Annotated in this window: 16 protein-coding genes; 8 read left to right on the top strand and 8 right to left on the bottom strand. The window is 67.6% G+C overall.

Going from position 1 to position 18,033, the window contains the following annotated elements:
* The 3 genes from GM672_RS28505 to GM672_RS23880 all read left to right on the top strand — a co-directional run.
* On the top strand, positions 1 to 675 hold a 675-nt coding region (locus GM672_RS28505; protein ID WP_260115701.1), incomplete at its 5' end, for an SGNH/GDSL hydrolase family protein.
* A gap of 28 nt (positions 676 to 703) precedes the next feature.
* The gene (locus GM672_RS23885) at positions 704 to 1,384 is read left to right on the top strand and encodes an OmpW/AlkL family protein (RefSeq protein WP_155473032.1); all 681 of its coding nucleotides are present in this window, start codon (positions 704 to 706) and stop codon (positions 1,382 to 1,384) included.
* A gap of 163 nt (positions 1,385 to 1,547) precedes the next feature.
* On the top strand, positions 1,548 to 3,932 hold the full coding sequence (locus GM672_RS23880) for an ATP-binding protein (RefSeq protein ID WP_155473031.1): 2,385 nt from the start codon (positions 1,548 to 1,550) through the stop codon (positions 3,930 to 3,932).
* Between the two features lie 51 nt (positions 3,933 to 3,983).
* Here GM672_RS23880 and GM672_RS23875 read toward each other — a convergent pair whose 3' ends face one another.
* Both GM672_RS23875 and GM672_RS23870 read right to left on the bottom strand, forming a co-directional pair.
* Complete coding sequence (locus tag GM672_RS23875; protein ID WP_155473030.1) at positions 3,984 to 5,168, bottom strand: acyl-CoA dehydrogenase; 1,185 nt, start codon at positions 5,166 to 5,168, stop codon at positions 3,984 to 3,986.
* 90 nt (positions 5,169 to 5,258) lie between these two features.
* Positions 5,259 to 5,768, bottom strand: coding sequence for a flavin reductase family protein (locus GM672_RS23870; protein ID WP_155473029.1), 510 nt, complete (start codon positions 5,766 to 5,768; stop codon positions 5,259 to 5,261).
* 207 nt (positions 5,769 to 5,975) lie between these two features.
* Here GM672_RS23870 and msrA point away from each other — a divergent pair, with 207 nt between their 5' ends.
* Positions 5,976 to 6,506: a peptide-methionine (S)-S-oxide reductase MsrA gene (gene msrA / locus GM672_RS23865; RefSeq protein WP_155473028.1), complete on the top strand. Its 531-nt coding sequence runs from the start codon at positions 5,976 to 5,978 to the stop codon at positions 6,504 to 6,506.
* Here msrA and GM672_RS23860 read toward each other — a convergent pair.
* Together GM672_RS23860 and pdxH are read right to left on the bottom strand one after the other, a co-directional pair.
* Positions 6,503 to 7,726 (bottom strand): class I SAM-dependent methyltransferase, encoded by a 1,224-nt coding sequence (locus GM672_RS23860; RefSeq protein ID WP_170300214.1) that lies wholly within the window; start codon positions 7,724 to 7,726, stop codon positions 6,503 to 6,505. The genes msrA and GM672_RS23860 overlap by 4 nt on opposite strands.
* A gap of 65 nt (positions 7,727 to 7,791) precedes the next feature.
* Positions 7,792 to 9,033, bottom strand: coding sequence for a pyridoxamine 5'-phosphate oxidase (pdxH, locus tag GM672_RS23855; protein WP_155473026.1), 1,242 nt, complete (start codon positions 9,031 to 9,033; stop codon positions 7,792 to 7,794).
* A 73-nt stretch (positions 9,034 to 9,106) separates the two neighbouring features.
* Here pdxH and tcdA point away from each other — a divergent pair, with 73 nt between their 5' ends.
* Positions 9,107 to 9,988: a tRNA cyclic N6-threonylcarbamoyladenosine(37) synthase TcdA gene (gene tcdA, locus GM672_RS23850; RefSeq protein ID WP_155473025.1), complete on the top strand. Its 882-nt coding sequence runs from the start codon at positions 9,107 to 9,109 to the stop codon at positions 9,986 to 9,988.
* A gap of 6 nt (positions 9,989 to 9,994) precedes the next feature.
* Here the strand turns inward: tcdA and thpR are convergent, their stop codons facing one another.
* Entirely contained in the window at positions 9,995 to 10,531 is a 537-nt protein-coding gene (thpR, locus tag GM672_RS23845; protein ID WP_155473024.1) for an RNA 2',3'-cyclic phosphodiesterase, read from the bottom strand.
* A 36-nt stretch (positions 10,532 to 10,567) separates the two neighbouring features.
* Between thpR and GM672_RS23840 the strand changes: the two genes are divergently transcribed.
* Together GM672_RS23840 and cysK are read left to right on the top strand one after the other, a co-directional pair.
* Positions 10,568 to 11,095 (top strand): FKBP-type peptidyl-prolyl cis-trans isomerase, encoded by a 528-nt coding sequence (locus GM672_RS23840; RefSeq protein WP_155473023.1) that lies wholly within the window; start codon positions 10,568 to 10,570, stop codon positions 11,093 to 11,095.
* 59 nt (positions 11,096 to 11,154) lie between these two features.
* Positions 11,155 to 12,090 carry a cysteine synthase A gene (gene cysK / locus GM672_RS23835; protein ID WP_155473022.1) on the top strand — a complete coding sequence of 312 codons (936 nt, stop codon included), beginning with the start codon at positions 11,155 to 11,157 and terminating at the stop codon, positions 12,088 to 12,090.
* Here cysK and GM672_RS23830 read toward each other — a convergent pair.
* Positions 12,084 to 13,136: a cation diffusion facilitator family transporter gene (locus GM672_RS23830; RefSeq protein WP_155473021.1), complete on the bottom strand. Its 1,053-nt coding sequence runs from the start codon at positions 13,134 to 13,136 to the stop codon at positions 12,084 to 12,086. The genes cysK and GM672_RS23830 overlap by 7 nt on opposite strands.
* On the bottom strand, positions 13,133 to 13,471 hold the full coding sequence (locus GM672_RS23825; protein WP_170300215.1) for an ArsR/SmtB family transcription factor: 339 nt from the start codon (positions 13,469 to 13,471) through the stop codon (positions 13,133 to 13,135). The genes GM672_RS23830 and GM672_RS23825 overlap by 4 nt, the downstream gene beginning before the upstream one ends.
* A gap of 139 nt (positions 13,472 to 13,610) precedes the next feature.
* On the opposite strand from GM672_RS23825, the gene GM672_RS28995 reads away from it, so the two are divergent.
* Entirely contained in the window at positions 13,611 to 17,675 is a 4,065-nt protein-coding gene (locus GM672_RS28995) for a M10 family metallopeptidase C-terminal domain-containing protein (RefSeq protein ID WP_308807464.1), read from the top strand.
* A 117-nt stretch (positions 17,676 to 17,792) separates the two neighbouring features.
* On the opposite strand, the gene GM672_RS28470 is transcribed toward GM672_RS28995, so the two are convergent.
* A partial coding sequence (locus GM672_RS28470) for a hypothetical protein (RefSeq protein WP_371867096.1) occupies positions 17,793 to 18,033 on the bottom strand: 241 nt, incomplete at its 5' end.

Here is an 18,033-nt window from a genome sequence, read left to right as displayed (position 1 = left end):
GGTGCCGCGCTGGCCACGGCCGCCGCGCAGCCGGGCGCGACCAATGAGCAGATCGTCGCCGCTGCCGTGGGCGCCGCCGTCCGCGCAGGTTATACGGCCGCCGCCTCCCAGGCCGTCTATGGCCCGATGGCCCAGAAGGCCCAGGCCGACGGCGAAAAGGCCGGTGCCGACTACGTGGCCGCCCAGGCACCAGCGCTGGTGGCCGCGCTGGGCACGGCCGGCGCCGAACTGGCCGCGCTGGTCAAGACACAGCTGATCGGCAACGGCGCCAATTACGTCGTCGTCAACAACCTGCCGGACGTGGCCAGCACCCCGGCCGGCCGCGCCCGCGACGCCGCCACCCGCGCCCTGATCGAGAAGATGGTGGCCGCCTTCAACAGCCAGCTGAACTCGGCGCTGGCGGCGGAAAGCAAGGCCCTGATCGTCGACGTCTACGCCGTCAGCCACGACCAGGCCACCAATCCGGGCCCGTACGGCCTGACCAATGTGACCGAACCGGCTTGCGATTTGAAAAAGAATCCGTTGGAAAGCTCGCTGGGCTGCACGGCCGCCAACCTGAAGGCGGGCGACGTCAGCCATTACTCCTTTGCCGACGAAGTGCACCCGACGCCATTCAACAACCTGCTGCTGGCGCGTTACGTGTCCCGCAGCATGGTGACCAAGGGCTGGCTGTAAGCGCCGCCGCATGACAACAGGAGAGAAGATGAACAAGCAACTGCACGGCGCCGCGGCGCTGCTGGTCCTGGCGTCCGCGCTGGCCGCCTCCACCGGCGCCAGCGCCCAGGCCCGGGGCGACTGGACCGTCAAGGTCGGTGTCAACAAGATCACGCCGAAAGTGGAAAGCGGCGACGTCAGCGCCCCGGCCTTGCCGGGCACCAAGGCCGACGTGGGCCCGGACACGAAGCCGATCCTGAACCTGGCCTATTTCGTCACCGACAATATCGTGGCCGAGCTGGACCTGGGTACGCCGTACCGCCACAAGCTGTTCGGCGCCGGCGCGATCGAAGGCACGGGCGAGCTGGGCACGGCGGATGTGCTGCCGCCGACCCTGTTCGCCCAATACCGCTTCTTCAAGCCGGACGCCGTATTCCGCCCCTACGTGGGCGTGGGCCTGACGTACGCCTACTTCCGCCGCGAGCGCGGTTCGGCCCAGCTGACGGCCGTGCTGAACACGGGCGGCCCCGCATCGACCTTCTCGCTGAAGGCCAAGGCGGCCGTCAGCGCCCAGATCGGCGCCAACTTCCGCATCAACGAGCGCTGGTCGATCGACGGTGGCGTCATCGCCACCAAGCTCAAGACCACGGCCACGTATTCCACCGGCCAGACCCAGGAAATGCGCCTGGACCCGATCGCCATCAACGCAGGTGTCGTCTTCAAGTTCTGAGCGCGACCACGCAGTGCACCATGGAAGCCGGCAGCCGCCGGCTTTTTTTTGTGCGCAAGCGCCGTTCCGGCACCGGCCACAGGCCGTGTATATTTCCATCACCAAACGTGTGCGATGCACCCGGTTGCTATACTCGGCATATGACAACCGTGGAATTGACTCTATGCCAGCAGCAACGGAACCTGCCTTCGTGATCGAAGGCGGCCAGATGGGCGCGATGATGCGTGCGCACGACTGGTCCCGTTCGCCGCTGGGTCCCCGCGAGGACTGGCCCGTGGCGCTGCGCTCGGTCGTGAGCCTGATGCTGCATTCGAAATTCCCCATGTTCGTGGCCTGGGGTCCCGAACTGGCCTTTCTGTACAACGACTCGTATGCGGAAATCCTGGGCGACAAGCATCCAGATGCCCTCGGCCTGCCGTTCCAGACCATCTGGGCCGAAATCTGGGACGATATCTGGCCCAGCATCGACGACGCCCTGCACGGGCGCGGTACCTGGCACGAAAACCTGCCGCTGACGATGCACCGCAAAGGCTATGACGAGCAGACGTGGTTCACGTTTTCGTATTCGCCCGCGCTGGACGAGCACGGCAATATCGCCGGCATGTTCTGTACATGCACGGAAACGACGGAGCAGGTGCTGGCGGCACGCCACCGCGCCGAGGAAATCGAACGGATGCGGCTGCTGTTCCAGCAGGCGCCCGGCATCCTGGCCGTCATGCGCGGTCCCCGTCATGTCTTTGAAATCGCCAACGATGCGTACCTGAAGCTGGTCGGGCGCGCCGACCTGATCGGGCTTGCCGTCAACGAAGCGCTGCCGGAACTGCGCGAGCAGGGCTTCGTCGAGCTGCTCGACCAGGTGTACGCCACCGGCGAGCCCCATATGGGCCGCGAAATATCCGTGCTGCTGCGGCGCCAGCCCGATGCGCCGCTGGAACAGCGCTTCGTCAGCTTCATCTTCCAGCCCGCGCGCGATCACCGGGGCGCCATTTCCGGCATCTTCGTCGAGGGCAGCGACGTCACCGACGCCGTGCTGGCGTCGCGCGCGCTGCGCGAAAGCGAGCTGCGGCTGCGCCAGCTGGCCAACACGATTCCGCAACTGGCGTGGATGGCCGCGCCGGACGGCCAGATCCACTGGCTGAACGAGCGCTGGTATGCCTTCACGGGCGCCGTGGCCGAGGCCACGCCAGCGGCCATCACGCAGGCCTGGCGGCGCTACTTCCACCCGGACGACCTGCCGGGGCTGATGTCGTCATGGCAGCGCACCCTGGCCAGCGGCCAGCCCTACGAACTGACGGCGCGCATGTGCGATGCCGGCGGCAATTACCGCAGCTTCCTGATCGTGGCGGCGCCCTTGCGCGATGCGTCGGGCCAGATCGTGCAATGGTTCGGCACCAATACGGATGTGACGCCCATCGAGCTGGCCCAGCAGGAACTGAAGGACGCCAACCGCCGCAAGGACGAATTCCTGGCCATGCTGGCGCACGAGCTGCGCAATCCGCTGGCGCCGATCGCCACATCGGCCGAGCTGCTGCGCATGGGCGTGCTGGACGACGCCCGCGTGCGCCAGGCCAGCGCCGTCATCGCGCGGCAGGTGCAGCACATGACGCAGCTGGTGGACGACCTGCTGGACGTGTCGCGGGTGACGCGCGGCCTCGTCACCTTGCGCCAGCAGGTGCTCGACTTCAATGCCATCGCGGGCGGTGCCGTCGAGCAGGTTGCGGCGCTGATGGAGTCCAAGCAGCACCGGTTGACGGTGTCGCTGCCGGCCAGCGCGCCCCATGTGCTGGGCGACCGCACGCGGCTGATCCAGGTGCTGTCGAACCTGTTGAACAACGCGGCTCGCTACACCCAGGCGGGCGGCCAGATCGCACTGACGGTCGAGGCAGACGGCAGCCGGGTCTGCGCCACGGTGCAGGACAACGGCATCGGTATCGCCGCGCCCCTGTTGCCCCATGTTTTCGAGCTGTTCACCCAGGCCGAGCGTTCGCCCGACCGTTCCCAGGGCGGCCTGGGCCTGGGGCTGGCGCTGGTGAAAAGCCTGATCGAGCTGCATGGCGGTGAAGTGACCGCCCACAGCGCGGGCGCGGGGGAGGGCTGCCGCTTCACGCTCTGCCTGCCGCAGGTGGCGGCGACCGGGGCCGTGGCACCGGCGGCCCCGGTGGACGCCTGGCATGCGGACGCCAGCCGTCACCTGATGGTAGTGGACGACAATGTCGACGCGGGCCAGACCCTGGCGCTGCTGCTGGAGACGGCCGGATTCGCCGTCACCGTGTGCGGCGGCGCGACGGAAGCGCTGGCGGCGACCGCCTCGCAGCCACCGTCGCTGATGTTCGTCGATATCGGCTTGCCCGGGATGGACGGCTATGAGCTGGTGCGGCGCCTGCGCGCGCTGCCCGGCATGGCAACGGCCCGCATCGTCGCCGTCACGGGCTATGGCCAGCCGCAGGACCGGGTGCGGGCGCTGGAGGCAGGCTTCGACGAGCACCTCGTCAAGCCCGTGCAGGCCCATGTCGTGTACGAGGTCCTGAATCTGCTGACACCCCAGTAGCGGCAATGAAAAAGGGCGCCGCAGCGCCCTTGCAACGATGCGATCCAGGGATTACTGGAACGCCTGGATGCCCGTCTGGGCCCGGCCCAGGATCAGCGCGTGGATGTCGTGCGTGCCCTCGTAGGTGTTCACCACTTCCAGGTTGACCATGTGGCGGATGATGCCGAATTCGTCCGAAATGCCGTTACCGCCCAGCATGTCGCGGGCAACGCGGGCCACGTCCAGCGCCTTGCCGCAGGAATTGCGCTTCATCATCGACGTGATTTCGACGGCGGCCGTGCCGGCATCCTTCATGCGGCCCAGCTGCAGGCAGCCTTGCAGGCCCAGTGTGATTTCCGTCTGCATGTCGGCCAGTTTCTTCTGCACCAGCTGGTTCGCGGCCAGCGGGCGGCCGAACTGCTGGCGGTCCAGCACATACTGGCGCGCCGTGTGCCAGCAGCTTTCCGCCGCGCCCAGCGCGCCCCAGGCGATGCCGTAGCGGGCCGAGTTCAGGCAGGTGAACGGGCCTTTCAGGCCGCGCACGTCGGGGAAGGCGTTTTCTTCCGGGCAGAACACATTGTCCATGACGATTTCGCCCGTGACGGAAGCGCGCAGGCCGAACTTGCCGTGGATGGCGGGGGCGGACAGGCCGGCCATGCCTTTTTCCAGTACGAAGCCGCGGATGGCGCCTTCGTCGTCCTTCGCCCACACGACGAACACGTCGGCGACGGGCGAATTGGTGATCCACATTTTCGAGCCCGTCAGCGCGTAGCCGCCCGGCACCTTCTTGGCGCGGGTGATCATCGAGCCGGGGTCGGAGCCGTGATTCGGCTCGGTCAGGCCGAAGCAGCCGATCCATTCGCCCGTGGCCAGCTTCGGCAGGTATTTCCGGCGCTGTTCCTCGGTGCCGAATTCATAGATCGGTACCATCACGAGCGAAGACTGCACGCTCATCATCGAGCGGTAGCCGGAATCGACCCGTTCCACTTCGCGGGCGATCAGGCCGTAGGCCACGTAGTTCAGGCCCGGGCCGCCGTACTGTTCCGGGATGGTGGGACCGAGCAGGCCCAGTTCGCCCATTTCCCGGAAGATCGACGTGTCCATGCGCTCGTGCCGGAACGCTTCCAGGATGCGCGGCGCCAGCTTGTCCTGGCAGTACGCGGCGGCCGCGTCGCGGACCATGCGTTCTTCGTCGGTCAGTTGCTCGTTCAGCAGCAGGGGATCATCCCAATGAAACTGGGCGCGTGCTTGGCTCATCGTGTGTCTCTCTCGTGTTGGTGGATTTTCTGCAATTTTAAAGGGGGCGGCTGCGCCCGGCTTTTGAAATGGCGACACCAATTTCCGCTTTCACACCGGCAGGTGCAATCCGCCCAACCTGCCACCATGAAACACCAACGGCTCGCGCGGGTTGAATTCGCAGTGCTCCACTTCGCCCACGAAAATCACGTGGTCGCCTTCCGGGTAGCGGCTGCGGTTGTGGCATTCGAACCAGGCCGTGCAACCCTTGATGACGGGCTGGCCCGTGCGCGACAGCTCGTAGTCGACCTGGCCGAACGGGTCCTGGCCCCGGGTCGAGAACAGTTTCGCCAGGTGGGCCTGGTCGGCCGACAGCACATTGATGACGTAGTGCGAGTTGCCGCTGAAGATGGGCATGCTGTTGGCGGCCGAGCCCAGGCTCCACAGCACCAGGGGCGGATCGAGCGAAACGGAATTGAAGGAGCTGGCCGTCAGGCCGCGAAAGCTGCCGTCGGCCAGCCGGGTCGTAATGACGGTGACGCCGGTCGCGAACTGCGACAGCGCCTGCCGGAAATGCACGGTGTCGAACTGCGCAGTGTTGCGGGGAGAACTTGTATTCATCGTGGACCTTGTTTTCCGCCATTATGCCAAAGTTTGCCCGGCCCGACCGCCACGCCGGGCCAGCGGAGATCATGGCGTTTCGCCAACCTTGCAATGCCGGCACCGGCCGCGCGCCGAGCGCCGCCCAGCTGGCGCTTGCAGTGGCCGGAAATGCACCCACCTGCCATTTGCGTTACAGTGAACGGACACAACGACAGAGAGGGTGGCATGGCAAGCGAAATCGCAGTATTGGGCGGCGGATGCTTCTGGTGTACCGAGGCGGTGTACCTGGAAGTGAAGGGCGTCAACAAGGTGGAATCGGGCTACACGGGCGGTGCGCAGCCGAATCCCACGTATGAGCAGATCTGTTCCGGCACGACGGGCCACGCCGAAGTGGTGCGGCTCGGATTCGATCCCGACGTGATCAGCTATCGCGACATCCTGGAGATCTTCTTCACGATCCACGATCCCACCACCTTGAACCGCCAGGGCAACGACGTGGGCACGCAATACCGCTCCGTGATCTATTTCCAAACGCCGGAACAGGAAGCGACGGCGCGCCAGGTGATGGCGGAAATGGCACACGTGTGGGATGCGCCGCTGGTGACGGAGATTTCCCCGGCCCAGCCGTATTACAAGGCCGAGGACTATCACCAGAACTACTTCGCCCAGCACCCGCTGCAGGGTTACTGCGCCTTCGTGGTGGAGCCGAAGGTGACGAAATTCCGCAAGATGCACACGGCACGCCTGAAGGGTTAATCCCTGCCGTATATGTAGCCGCGCGACCAGGGCAGGGCGCGCGGATGGCGGCCGGCCTTGCCGCACACCACCTGGTACAGGCTGATCCAGTCCTGGTCGAAGGCGTAGGCGCAGCCGGCCAGGTAGATATGCCAGATGCGGAAGCGTTTTTCTCCCGCCAGCTCCTTCACGCGCCCGGCGCGTGCCTCGAAATTATCCGTCCAGATGGCCAGGGTGCGGGCGTAGTGGCGCCGCAGGTTTTCCACGTCGTAGGCTTCCAGGCCGCCCTGCTGCATGGCCGTCAGCACGGCGCCGATATGGGCCAGCTCCCCGTGCGGGAACACGTACTTGGCAATGAATTCGCCGCCGCCGTAGGGCGCTTCGCCGTTGGCCGGATCGGTGCTGGTGATGCCGTGGTTCATGGCCACGCCATCCTCGGCGAGCAGGCGGGCGATGATGCCGAAGTAGTCCGGCAGGTGGCGGATGCCGACATGCTCGAACATGCCGACGCTGGTGATGCGGTCGAACGTGCCGCGCACGTCGCGGTAGTCCTGCAGGCGGATCTCGACGCGCCCGGCCAGGCCGGCCCGTTCGACCCGCTCGCATGCCAGCGCATACTGGTTTTCCGACAAGGTGATGCCGACGCAGCGGGCGCCGAATTTTTCCGCCGCGCGCAGCACCAGCGCGCCCCAGCCGCAGCCGATATCGAGCAGGGTCTGGCCCGGCTGCACGCGGATCTTGGTCAGGATATGGTCGATCTTCTTCAGCTGGGCCGTGGCCAGGTCCTCGTCGCCGTGCTCGAAGTAGGCGCAGGAATACACTAGGTTGGGGTCGAGGAACTGCTGGTAGAACTCGTTCGAGACGTCGTAGTGGTAGCGGATCGCCGCGGCGTCCTTCTTGCGGTCGTGTACCGTCAGCGAGCGCACCACGCGGGCCAGGCGGCCATCGGGCCGCATCGTGCCCTTCAGCGAACTGCGCGCCAGTGCATTGACGACGCCGATCATGTCGCGGGCATGGCCGCGCACTTCGATATCGCCTTCCACATAGGCCGTGCCCAGGCTGGCCAGCGACGGCGTCAACAGGTAACGGGCGGCCGAGGCCTGGGGCAGCCGGATCGTCACGCGCGGCGCTTCGGTGGAAAAATCGATGGCCTGGCCGTTCCACAGTTCCAGCCGCAACGGCAGCTTGATCTGGCTGCTGACGCCGCGTACCCAGGCACTGAGCCGATTCTGGTCGAACACGATAGCCTCCCGCCCGCACAAGAAGAATTCGGTTGAAATTCCACTGCACCGGCGAAGGCTGGCAACTACGGCTGGATGCGTTCCTTGACCCAGCTGCCGTCCACCTGGCGCGTATACACGATCCGGTCATGGAAGCGCGAGCGGCGCCCCTGCCAGAACTCGATACGCTCCGGCACCAGGCGGTAGCCGCCCCAGTGCGCCGGTCGTTGCGGCTTGTCGCCGCTGGCCGCTTCCACGGCCGCAAACTGCGCTTCCAGCGCCGCCCGGTCCGCCACGGGGGCGCTTTGCGCGGAAGCGATCGCCGCCAGCTGGCTTTTCAGGGGGCGGCTGTAGAAATACTTGTCGCTTTCCTCGGCCGAGGTTTGCACCACACTACCTTCGATGCGCACCTGGCGCTCCAGTTCCGGCCAGAAGAACAGCAGGGCCGCGTGGCCGTTCTGCGCCAGCTGGCGGCCCTTCTGGCTGTTGTAGTTGGTGTACCAGGTAAAGCCACGCGGATCGTACTGCTTGATCAGCACGATCCGCGACGACGGCCGGCCATCCTCGCCCACGGTGGCCACGCTCATCGCGTTCGGTTCGTTCACCTGCGCCTTCATCGCCTCGCCGAACCACTTCGTGAACTGGTCCACGGGATCGGCCAGGGTGTCTTCCTCGGACAGGCTGGCGCGGCCATAGTCGAGGCGCAGGTCCGCCAGCGCGATGCCGCCGGCCACGGCGGCGGCCGTGACCACCGGCGCATCGACAGGCACTGCGGGGGCGTCGACGGGGGGCATGGGAACAATGCCCCGGCGCCGCTGCATGGCCTCGCCGAAAATCGCCATCTGCGCCGCGCTGAACAGCCGCTTGGCCATCGGCGCCACGTTCGCTTCTTCCATCGCCATATGGGCCGTGTAGGCCTGCACGAAGCGCTCGACGCCGTCGGCGGACAGCTCGGCCCCGCTGCCGGCGGCGATGCGGTCCAGCTGCGAGTTAAGTATATGCCAATCTTTATCCATTTGCTGGTGCTGCTCGAGAATCTGTGGCTTCAGTGTACGGATCAGTTCCAGGTCGTCCCCGGTGGCCGTGGACTCGAGCATCGGCAGCAGGTCCTGCTCTTCGTCCGCATGGTGCAGGTGGGCCGCCGTGTTGAAGTATTTCTGCACGGCGCGCGCGGCCTGCTGAGCAGCGGCATCGGCGCCGTGGGCGGGCAGGTGGGCCAGCAGGCTTTGCAAGGTTGCCAGCTGCTTGCGGATCTTGTCGTGGCAGTGTTTCAGCATGGCGATCGGCTGGTCGAAACCGGGCGCCGCGTCCATCAGCGTGTTGCTCATCAGGTGCCTTCTCGTTGGGTGGTTTGGGCGATTGTAAAAGAATCTTCCCGCCCGCGTCCGGTAAAATGGCGCGATGGAAGAACTCAACACCCTTGCGCCGGATGGCGACGATATCGACTTCGAACGCCGTTTCGGCGGCATCGCCCGGCTGTACGGCGACGCCGCGCTGGCGCGCTTTCGCGCCGCCCACATCTGCGTCATCGGTGTCGGCGGCGTCGGCTCGTGGATCGTCGAGGCGCTGGCCCGCAGCGCCATCGGCCACCTGACCCTGATCGACCTGGACAATGTGGCCGAGTCGAACATCAACCGCCAGATCCAGGCCCTGACGGGCACCGTCGGCATGGCCAAGATCACGGCACTGGCCGAACGCATCGCCCAGATCAATCCCTACTGCCAGGTGACGCAGATCGAGGATTTCATCACGCCGGACAACCTCGACGAGATGCTCAGGGGGCGCGGCTACGACTACGTCATCGACGCCATCGACAGCGCCCGCGCCAAGACGGCGCTGGTGCACTACTGCCGCAGCAACGGCATCGCGCTGGTGACGATCGGCAGCGCCGGTGGCCAGACCGACCCGACCCGCATCGAAGTGCGCGACCTGGCCAAAACGGAGCAGGAGCCGCTGCTGAAGAAGGTGCGCCGCCGCCTGCGCAACCAGTACAACTACCCGCCCAACGGCAAGAACAAGCTCAATGTGGACGCCGTGTTCTCGATGGAGCCGCTGACCTATCCGGAAACGGGCGAAGCCTGCTCGGTCGACGGCGACGAGCTGGCTGCCGCGGCGCAGAAGCCCGGCCTCACGGGCATCAACTGCGCAGGCTTCGGCTCGGCGATGGTGGTGACGGCCACGTTCGGCATGGTGGCGGCGGGCCATGTGCTGCGCAAGCTGGCGGGCCTGGGCGAGGCCCCGCCGGCAAGGCGCGAAACGCCGGCGGCCAGTCCCGTGGATTAACGCCGATTAACTGAGCGGCGCATACACGCCGCTGGGAAGCGACTCCACCAGCGCCACCTCCATCACCTCCCAGACGACCGGCGCGGCCGGCGGCGCAGCGGGCGCCTGGTCCGCTTCGCGGGCCAGGGTCACGTGCGGCTTGAAGCTGCCGTGCGTGGCGGCGGAAAAGCCGGCCCCTTCGAGCCGGCGCACCAGGTCGGCCTGCAGCGCGTCCAAGGCCGGCGGCACCTGCGTCATGCCGGCCCAGGCGATGCGGGGCCGGGCGAAATGGCCGTAGCAGTCGATCTCCAGCCGCATGGGGGGCACGCTCAGCGCGTGGAGAATGTCGAGCAGGGCAGGCACGGCATCGGCCGGCTGGCGGCCCAGGAAAGCCAGGGTCAGGTGCAGCTTGTCGCGTGGTGTCAGCCGTCCCGGCACGCCGGCCTGCAACGCCGCCAGGGCGGCGCGGGCGGCCTCGCCTGGCCACAGCGCGAAGAACAGCTTGCGCTGCGCGGCGGAAGCCGCGGCGGGAATTGCCGGGTCGTCCGGGTGATTTGCTATCATGATGCCGCCTCAAAACCAGAACAGGAAGAATACATCATGACCCGTTTGTCCGCTTTGTTTGCCGCCCTGGCCGTCAGCCTGGGCAGCGTGTCGCTGGCGCAGGCCCAGCAGCCGGCGCAGGAGTCCACGCAGGCCGCGCAACCGGCCACGCCGTCCGCTGCGCAGCCGGCAGCGCAGTCCGCCGCCATCGTGCCCGGCTCCGCCGCCGTCGGCCCCGCCGCCGAACAGCTGATCGTCAACGACGTCAAGGTCGGCACGGGCCGCGAGGCCATCGTCGGCGGCAATGTGTCGGTGCACTACACGGGCTGGCTGTATCGGCCGCTGGCGAAGAACCAGCGCGGCCGCCAGTTCGATTCGTCGCGCACGCGCGGCGAGCCGCTGGAGTTCCAGCTGGGCGCCGGCCGCGTCATCAAGGGCTGGGAGCAGGGTGTGACGGGCATGAAGGTGGGCGGCAAGCGCACCCTGATCATCCCGCCGGAACTGGCCTACGGCGCGCGCAGCATGCCCGGCATTCCCGCCAACTCCGCGCTGATCTTCGACGTCGAACTGCTCGACGTGAAATAGGCGACAACGACGCAGGGCCGGGCGTACACTGGTCTCCCACCTTCCGTGCGGAGACCACCATGAATGTCGCGAACGATGTTACCGAGCTGATCGGCAATACCCCGCTGGTCCGCATCAACCGCCTGGCCGCCGGCAGCGGCGCGCAAGTGCTGGCCAAGCTGGAATTCTACAATCCCGCCCACAGCGTCAAGGACCGCATCGGCCTGTCGATGATCGCGGCGGCCGAAGCGGCCGGCCGGGTCCGGCCCGACACCGTCTTCCTCGAACCCACCAGCGGCAATACCGGCATCGCGCTGGCCATGGTGTGCGCCGCGCGCGGCTACCGCTGCACCCTGGTGATGCCCGACACGATGAGCCGCGAACGGCGCATGCTGCTGCGCGCCTACGGCGCCGACCTGGTGCTCACGCCCGGCAGCGAAGGCATGCTGGGGGCGATCCGCCGCGCCGAGGAAATGGCCGCGTCGGACCCGCGCTACCTGATGCCGCAGCAGTTCAACAATCCCGCCAATCCCGACGTGCACCGCCGCACCACCGCCGAGGAAATCTGGCGCGACACGGACGGCCAGGTCGATATCCTCGTGGCCGGCGTCGGCACCGGCGGCACCATCACCGGGGTGGGCGAAGTGATCAAGGAGCGCAAGCCGTCGTTCCGCTGCATTGCCGTGGAGCCGGAAGCGTCACCGATCCTGTCGAAAGGCACCAAGGGGCCGCACCCGATCCAGGGCATCGGCGCCGGCTTCGTGCCGGCCGTGCTGAACACGCACATCTACGATGAAGTGGTGTGCGTGTCGAACGACGACGCCTTCGCGACGGCGCGCCGGGCCGCCAGCGAGGAAGGGCTGCTGGTCGGCATCTCATCGGGCGCGGCGCTGTGGGCCGCCGTGCAGGTGGCGCGGCGGCCGGAAAACGAAGGGCGCATCATCGTCACGGTGATTCCGTCCTTCGGCGAGCGTTACCTCAGCACCCAGCTGTTCGCCGGCCTGGCCGATCAGTGAGAGTGGGCATGGCCATGGCCCTTGTGGTCGTGGTCGTGGTCGTGCGTTGCATGGTCGTGGTGATCGTGATCGTGATCGTGGTGATCGTGACCATGCTCGTGGCCATGTTCGTCCGGCTTGGCGTCGGCCAGACAGCAGGCGTGGGCCGTCGTGCCCAGCTCCGTCTGCAAGGTGCTGTGGTGGATGGCGAACTCCTGGCGCAGCGCCTTGGCCGTCTCGTCCATCGCCGCGTCGCCCGGGTAACCGGCCGGCATCACCAGGTGGGCCGTCAGCGCCGTCTCCGTCGTGCTCATCGACCAGATATGCAGGTCGTGCACTTCCGTCACGCCGGCGCGGCCGCGCAGGAACTGCTCCACCTTGCGTGAATCCACGTTGTCCGGCACGGCCGCCATCATCATGCGCAGCGATTCCTTCAGCAGCGACCAGGTACCCAGCACGATCAGGATGACGATGGCGATGCTGACCAGGGGGTCGAGGCGGATCCAGCCCGTGTACATGACAATCAGGCCGGACACCAGCACGCCCAGCGAGATCGCCGCGTCGGCCATCAGGTGCAGGTAGGCGCCGCGGATATTCAGGTCATCCTTGCTGCCGGCCATGAACAGCATGGCGGAGATGCCGTTGACGGCGATGCCGATGGCCGCCACCACCGAGACGGTGGCGCCGTGCACGGGCACGGGGTGGATCAGCTGCAGCACCGCTTCCCACAGGATGGCGCCGCAGGCTGCCATCAGCAGCATGCCGTTGAACAGCGCGGCCAGCATCGAGCTGCTGCGCAGGCCGTAGGTAAAGCGGCGCGACGGCGCCCGCTTCGCCAGGATTGCCGCGCCCCAGGCCAGCATCAGGCCCAGCACGTCCGACAGGTTGTGGCCGGCATCGGCCATCAGCGCCGTCGAGTTGGCGATGAAGCCGTAGCCGAATTCCACCGCCACGAACACGGCGTTGAGCGTGATGGCGATGGCGAAGGCGCGGCCGTGGTTGGCCGGGTCGCCGTGGTGATGGTGGTCGTGCCCGTGGGCGTGTCCGTGGTGATGGTGGCCGCTCATACGTCCGCTCCCGTTTCGTTGTTGGTCGATGGTTCGGCAATGTGTTCCAGCATATCGCTCAGCACGCCGCTGATGTGGGCGTCGGCCGTGCTGTAGAACACCTGCTTGCCCTGCCGCTCGGCCTTGACGATGCGGGCCGCGCGCAGCAGGCGCAGGTGGTGGCTGACCAGCGAACTGCTCAGCGACAGGGCGCCGGCGATGTCGCTGACGGCAATCGGCGCGGTCACGCAGGCCAGCACGATGCGCAGGCGGGTGGGGTCGCCCAGCAGGTGGAACAGGTCGGCCAGCTGGGCCACCGATTCGTCATGTGCCGGGACGGCAGGGGAAGGATGGATCAAAAGATGGCCTCATTGCTAACAGTTGAATAGGTCTTCAAATGTTAGTCGTAATCGCGCTACGACGCAAGCTGCATTTAATTCTGCGCAGCATCATCATGATATGATCGGTCCATCTAAATTTTGCTACACGGAAACTATGTATACCGCCAGCGGTAATGTCAATATCGATGCCATCGCCCGCGCCACATGGAATCCGGCCGTCGGCACGGCCCTGTCGATCACCTACAGCTTCCTGACGACGGCGTCGCAAGCGTGGGAAGGCGACCAGGCCGGCTTCGCCGCGATGACGCTGGCGCAACAGGCAGGCGCGCGCACCGCGATGGCCACGTGGTCGGCGGTGGCGAACATCACGTTCATGGAAGTGAGCAGCGGCGGCCAGCTGCGCCTGGGCACGAACGACCAGGGCAACGACAGCGCCGCGTACGCCTACTACCCCCGTCCGGGCGACTGGTCCGGCCTGTACCTGAACAATACGGCTTCGTACAACAAGGTCTTCACGCCCGGCGGCTATGGCCTGCTGACGATGGTGCATGAACTGGGGCACTCGCTGGGCCTGAAGCACCCGGGCGACTACAACGCCGGCGGCGGCGGCACGCCGGGGCCCTACCTGCCCGCCGAGACGGACAACCGCGACTACACCTTGATGTCCTATTACAACGGCGCCAGCGTCGACCTCACCGGCAAGTATGGCGCCGCCCCGATGGTATATGACGTGCTGGCGATCCAGTACCTGTATGGCGCGAACACGCGCTGGCATACGGGCAACGATGTCTACAGCTTCGCCAACTCGGCACTGCCGCAGTGCATCTGGGATGCGGGCGGTACCAATACCTTCGACTTTTCCGCCTGCACGGGCGCCACCTTGATCGACCTGAACGACGGCGCCTTCAGCGAAACGGCGGCAGGGCTGAACAATGTGTCGATCGCCTTCGGCGTGGCCGTGCAAAAGGCCGTGGCCGGCTCCGGCGGCTCGACCATCATCGGCAACGAACTGGCCAACACCATCGTGGGCGGCGCCGGCATCGACGACATCCAGGGCGGCGCCGGGCGCGACAGCATCACGGGCGGCGCCGGCAACGACCTGCTCGACGGCGGTGCTGGCGCCGACACGCTGGCCGGTGGTGCCGGCAACGACCAGTACACAGTGGACGACGCGGGCGACGTCGTCGTCGAAACGGCCGGCGCCGGCACCGACGTCGTCGTCACCACCCTGGCCAGCCACACGCTGGCGCTGGAAGCGGAAGTGCTGCGCTACGCCGGCTTCGCCGGTTTTGCCGGCACGGGCAACGCCGTGGCCAACCTGATCGAAGGCGCCAGCGGCAACGACCTGCTGCGCGGCATGGCCGGCAACGATACCCTCGACGGCGCGGCCGGCAACGACACGCTCGATGGCGGCGACGGCATCGATACGGCGCGGCTCGACGTGGCCTTCGCCAGCGTCACGCGCGTGCGCCTGTCCGCCACGGAAGTGGCGGTGACGAACCTCGTCACGGGCACCGTCACGGTGCTGCGCAATATCGAAACGGTGCTGTTCGATGGCGACGCCAGGAGCATCGCCGAAGTCCAGGGCGTGTCCGACCTGCCAGACCACGTCACCGGCACAGCCGGCGCCGACACGCTCGATGGCCTGGGAGGTAACGACACCATCCTCGGGCTGGACGGCGCCGACCGCATCGACGGCGGCAGCGGCAACGACAGCCTCGACGGCGGCGCGGGCGACGACACGCTCGTGGGCACGGGCGGCAGCGACCGCATGGCCGGCGGCGCCGGCAATGACCTGTATCTGGTGGCCGCCAGCGGCATCGTCGTCACGGAACTGGCCGACGGCGGCACCGACCGGATCGAGACGACCTTGGCCAGCCTGACCCTGGCGGCGGACGTCGAACAACTGGTCTACACGGGGGCGGCGCGCTTCACGGGCACGGGCAACGCCGGCGCCAACCTGCTGCAGGGCGGTGCCGGTGCAGATTTGCTGGGCGGCGGTGCCGGCGACGATACCCTCGCCGGTGGCGGCGGCCGCGATACGCTGGACGGCGGCACGGGCAGCGACACGGCCTGGCTGGCCGGCGCCCGCGCAAGCTGGCAGCTGGCGCGGCCGAACGCCACCGACCTGCTGGCCACGCAGAGCGGCAGCGGCGTGGTCGTCACCTTGCGCAACGTGGAATTCGTCGCCTTCGATGGCGCGCCGGTGGCCTTCACGGACCTGGTGACGGGCCTCGTCAGCGCTGGCGACGACAGCCTGCCCGGCACCGCCGGCAACGACACGCTCGACGGCGGCGCGGGCAACGACACGATGGTCGGCCTGGCGGGCGACGACAGCTATGGCATCTCGGCCACCGGCGACGTCGTCGTCGAAGGGCAGGATGGCGGCACCGACACGGTGCGCGTGGCCATCGCCAAGGCCGGCAGCGTGTACGTGCTGGCCGAACACGTGGAGAACGGCATCGTCACCAACACGGCGGCCGTCGGCCTGACAGGCAATGCCGCCGCCAACAGCCTGACGGGCAACGCCACGGCCAACACCTTGCTGGGCATGGACGGCGCCGACGCCCTGCAGGGCGGGGCGGGCAACGACCGCCTGGACGGCGGCAGCGGCGACGACACGCTCGACGGCGGCACGGGCGCCGATGCCCTGCTGGGCGGCCTGGGCGACGACGTCTACCTGGTCGATGTCGCGGCCGACCGCATCACCGAGGCGCAGGACGAAGGCCTCGACACCGTGCACACGGCCTTGACCAGCTACACGCTGGCGCAGAACGTGGAGAACCTGGCCGGCACGATGGCGAACAGGGCCTACCGCTTCACGGGCAATGCGCTGGACAATGCCATCGACGGCAACAGCGGCAACGACGTGCTGGCCGGCGGCGACGGCAACGACGTCCTGCGCGGCCTGGCGGGCAAGGACAGCCTGGCCGGCGGCGCCGGCGACGACCGCCTCGAAGGGGGCGGCGGCAACGATACGCTCGACGGCGGTGCGGATGCCGACACTGCCGTCTTCGCGCTGGCGCTGGCATCGTACACGCTGTCGCGCCCCACGCTGGACGAATTGAAAGTGGTCGACAACGCCAGCGGCACGGCCACCATCGTGCGCAATGTCGAGGTGCTGGTGTTCGACGGCGAACAGCACTCGCTGGCCGCGTTGCAGGTGGGCCTTGTCAGTGTTGATCACGATGTGCTGACCGGTACCCCGGGTGCCGACAGCATCGACGGCCTGGCCGGCAACGACACGATGACGGGGCTGGGCGGCGATGACGTCTACACCGTCGGCGCCGTCGGCGACGTGATCGTCGAGGCGCCGGGCGAAGGACTGGACACGGCCAGCGTGACGATCGCCACGGCAGGTTTCAGCTACACCCTGGCCGACAATGTCGAGAACGGCGTGCTGCGCGGCACGGCCGCTGGCACGCTGACAGGCAACGGCGGCGCCAATACGCTCACGGGCAACGGCGCGGCCAATACGCTCGAAGGCCTGGCCGGCGACGATAGCCTCGAAGGCGGCGCCGGCATCGACCGCCTGCTGGGCGGCGACGGCAACGACACCCTGGCCGGCGGCGCCGGCAACGATTCGCTCGAAGGCGGCAGCGGCGACGACGTGTACGTGACCGACACCAGCGGCGACAAGACCGTCGAAGCGGCCGGCGGCGGCCATGATACGGTGCGCACGGCGCTGGCCGCGTGGACGCTGGCAACGGACATCGAGGACCTGCTGTACGCCGGCACCGGTGCCTTCACTGGCACGGGCAACGCGCTGGACAACCTGCTCGCCGGTGGCAACGGCGCCGATCGCCTGGACGGCGGCGCCGGCAACGACACCCTGGCGGGCGGCCTGGGCAAGGATACGCTGACGGGCGGCCAGGGCGAGGACAGCTTCGTGCTGCGCCTGGGCGGCGGCCTCGATACGGTGACGGACTTCGTCGCCGGCACCGACCACCTGCTGCTGGACGGCTTCGGGCCCGGTACGGAACTGGTCATGGTGGAGGCCAGGGCAACGGGTCTGACGGCCGCGAAGGCCGCGCTGGCCATCGGCACCACCGCCGTTACCGGCGCCGTGTTCGTCGTCAGCGACGGCACTTCGACCGGCGTCTACCGCTTCGCTGCCGCCGACGCCAATGCCACCGTCGCCGCCGCCGAACTGACGCAGCTCGCCCAGCTCACGGGCGTCAGGACCACCACCGCCGACGACTTCATTCTTGCATCATAGTTGCTTGAAACCGGTCGGGCCGCCGCGCGGTCAGACACCGGTTCTAAAGAAATAAATTGAATCAGGTGTCTGGCACCGAATGGAGGCCGCTGCGGCGGAGCGACGGTGCGTAGCGGCTTACGGCTTGCCCATCTCCGCCTGCACGGCGTTGCGCGTCCTGGCGTCCAGGCGGGGCAGGATGCGGTTGAATTTCTCGCCGGTGGCGATGGCCGCGATCTGGGCCGAGGTGAGGGGTGCGGGTACGGTGACGGGCGCGGGGGCGGCGGGACGGAAGAACAGGGCCTGGCCGAGCAGCACCAGCACGGCGCCGAAGGCGGCCGCGCCCAGCGCGACCGGCAGCAGGCGCGCGGCCGGTGCC

This window comes from Pseudoduganella buxea (assembly GCF_009720835.1).
GTDB lineage: Bacteria > Pseudomonadota > Gammaproteobacteria > Burkholderiales > Burkholderiaceae_D > Rugamonas > Rugamonas buxea.
Note: the sequence above shows the minus strand (reverse complement) of the source record. Positions and strands in the feature narration are given on the sequence as shown.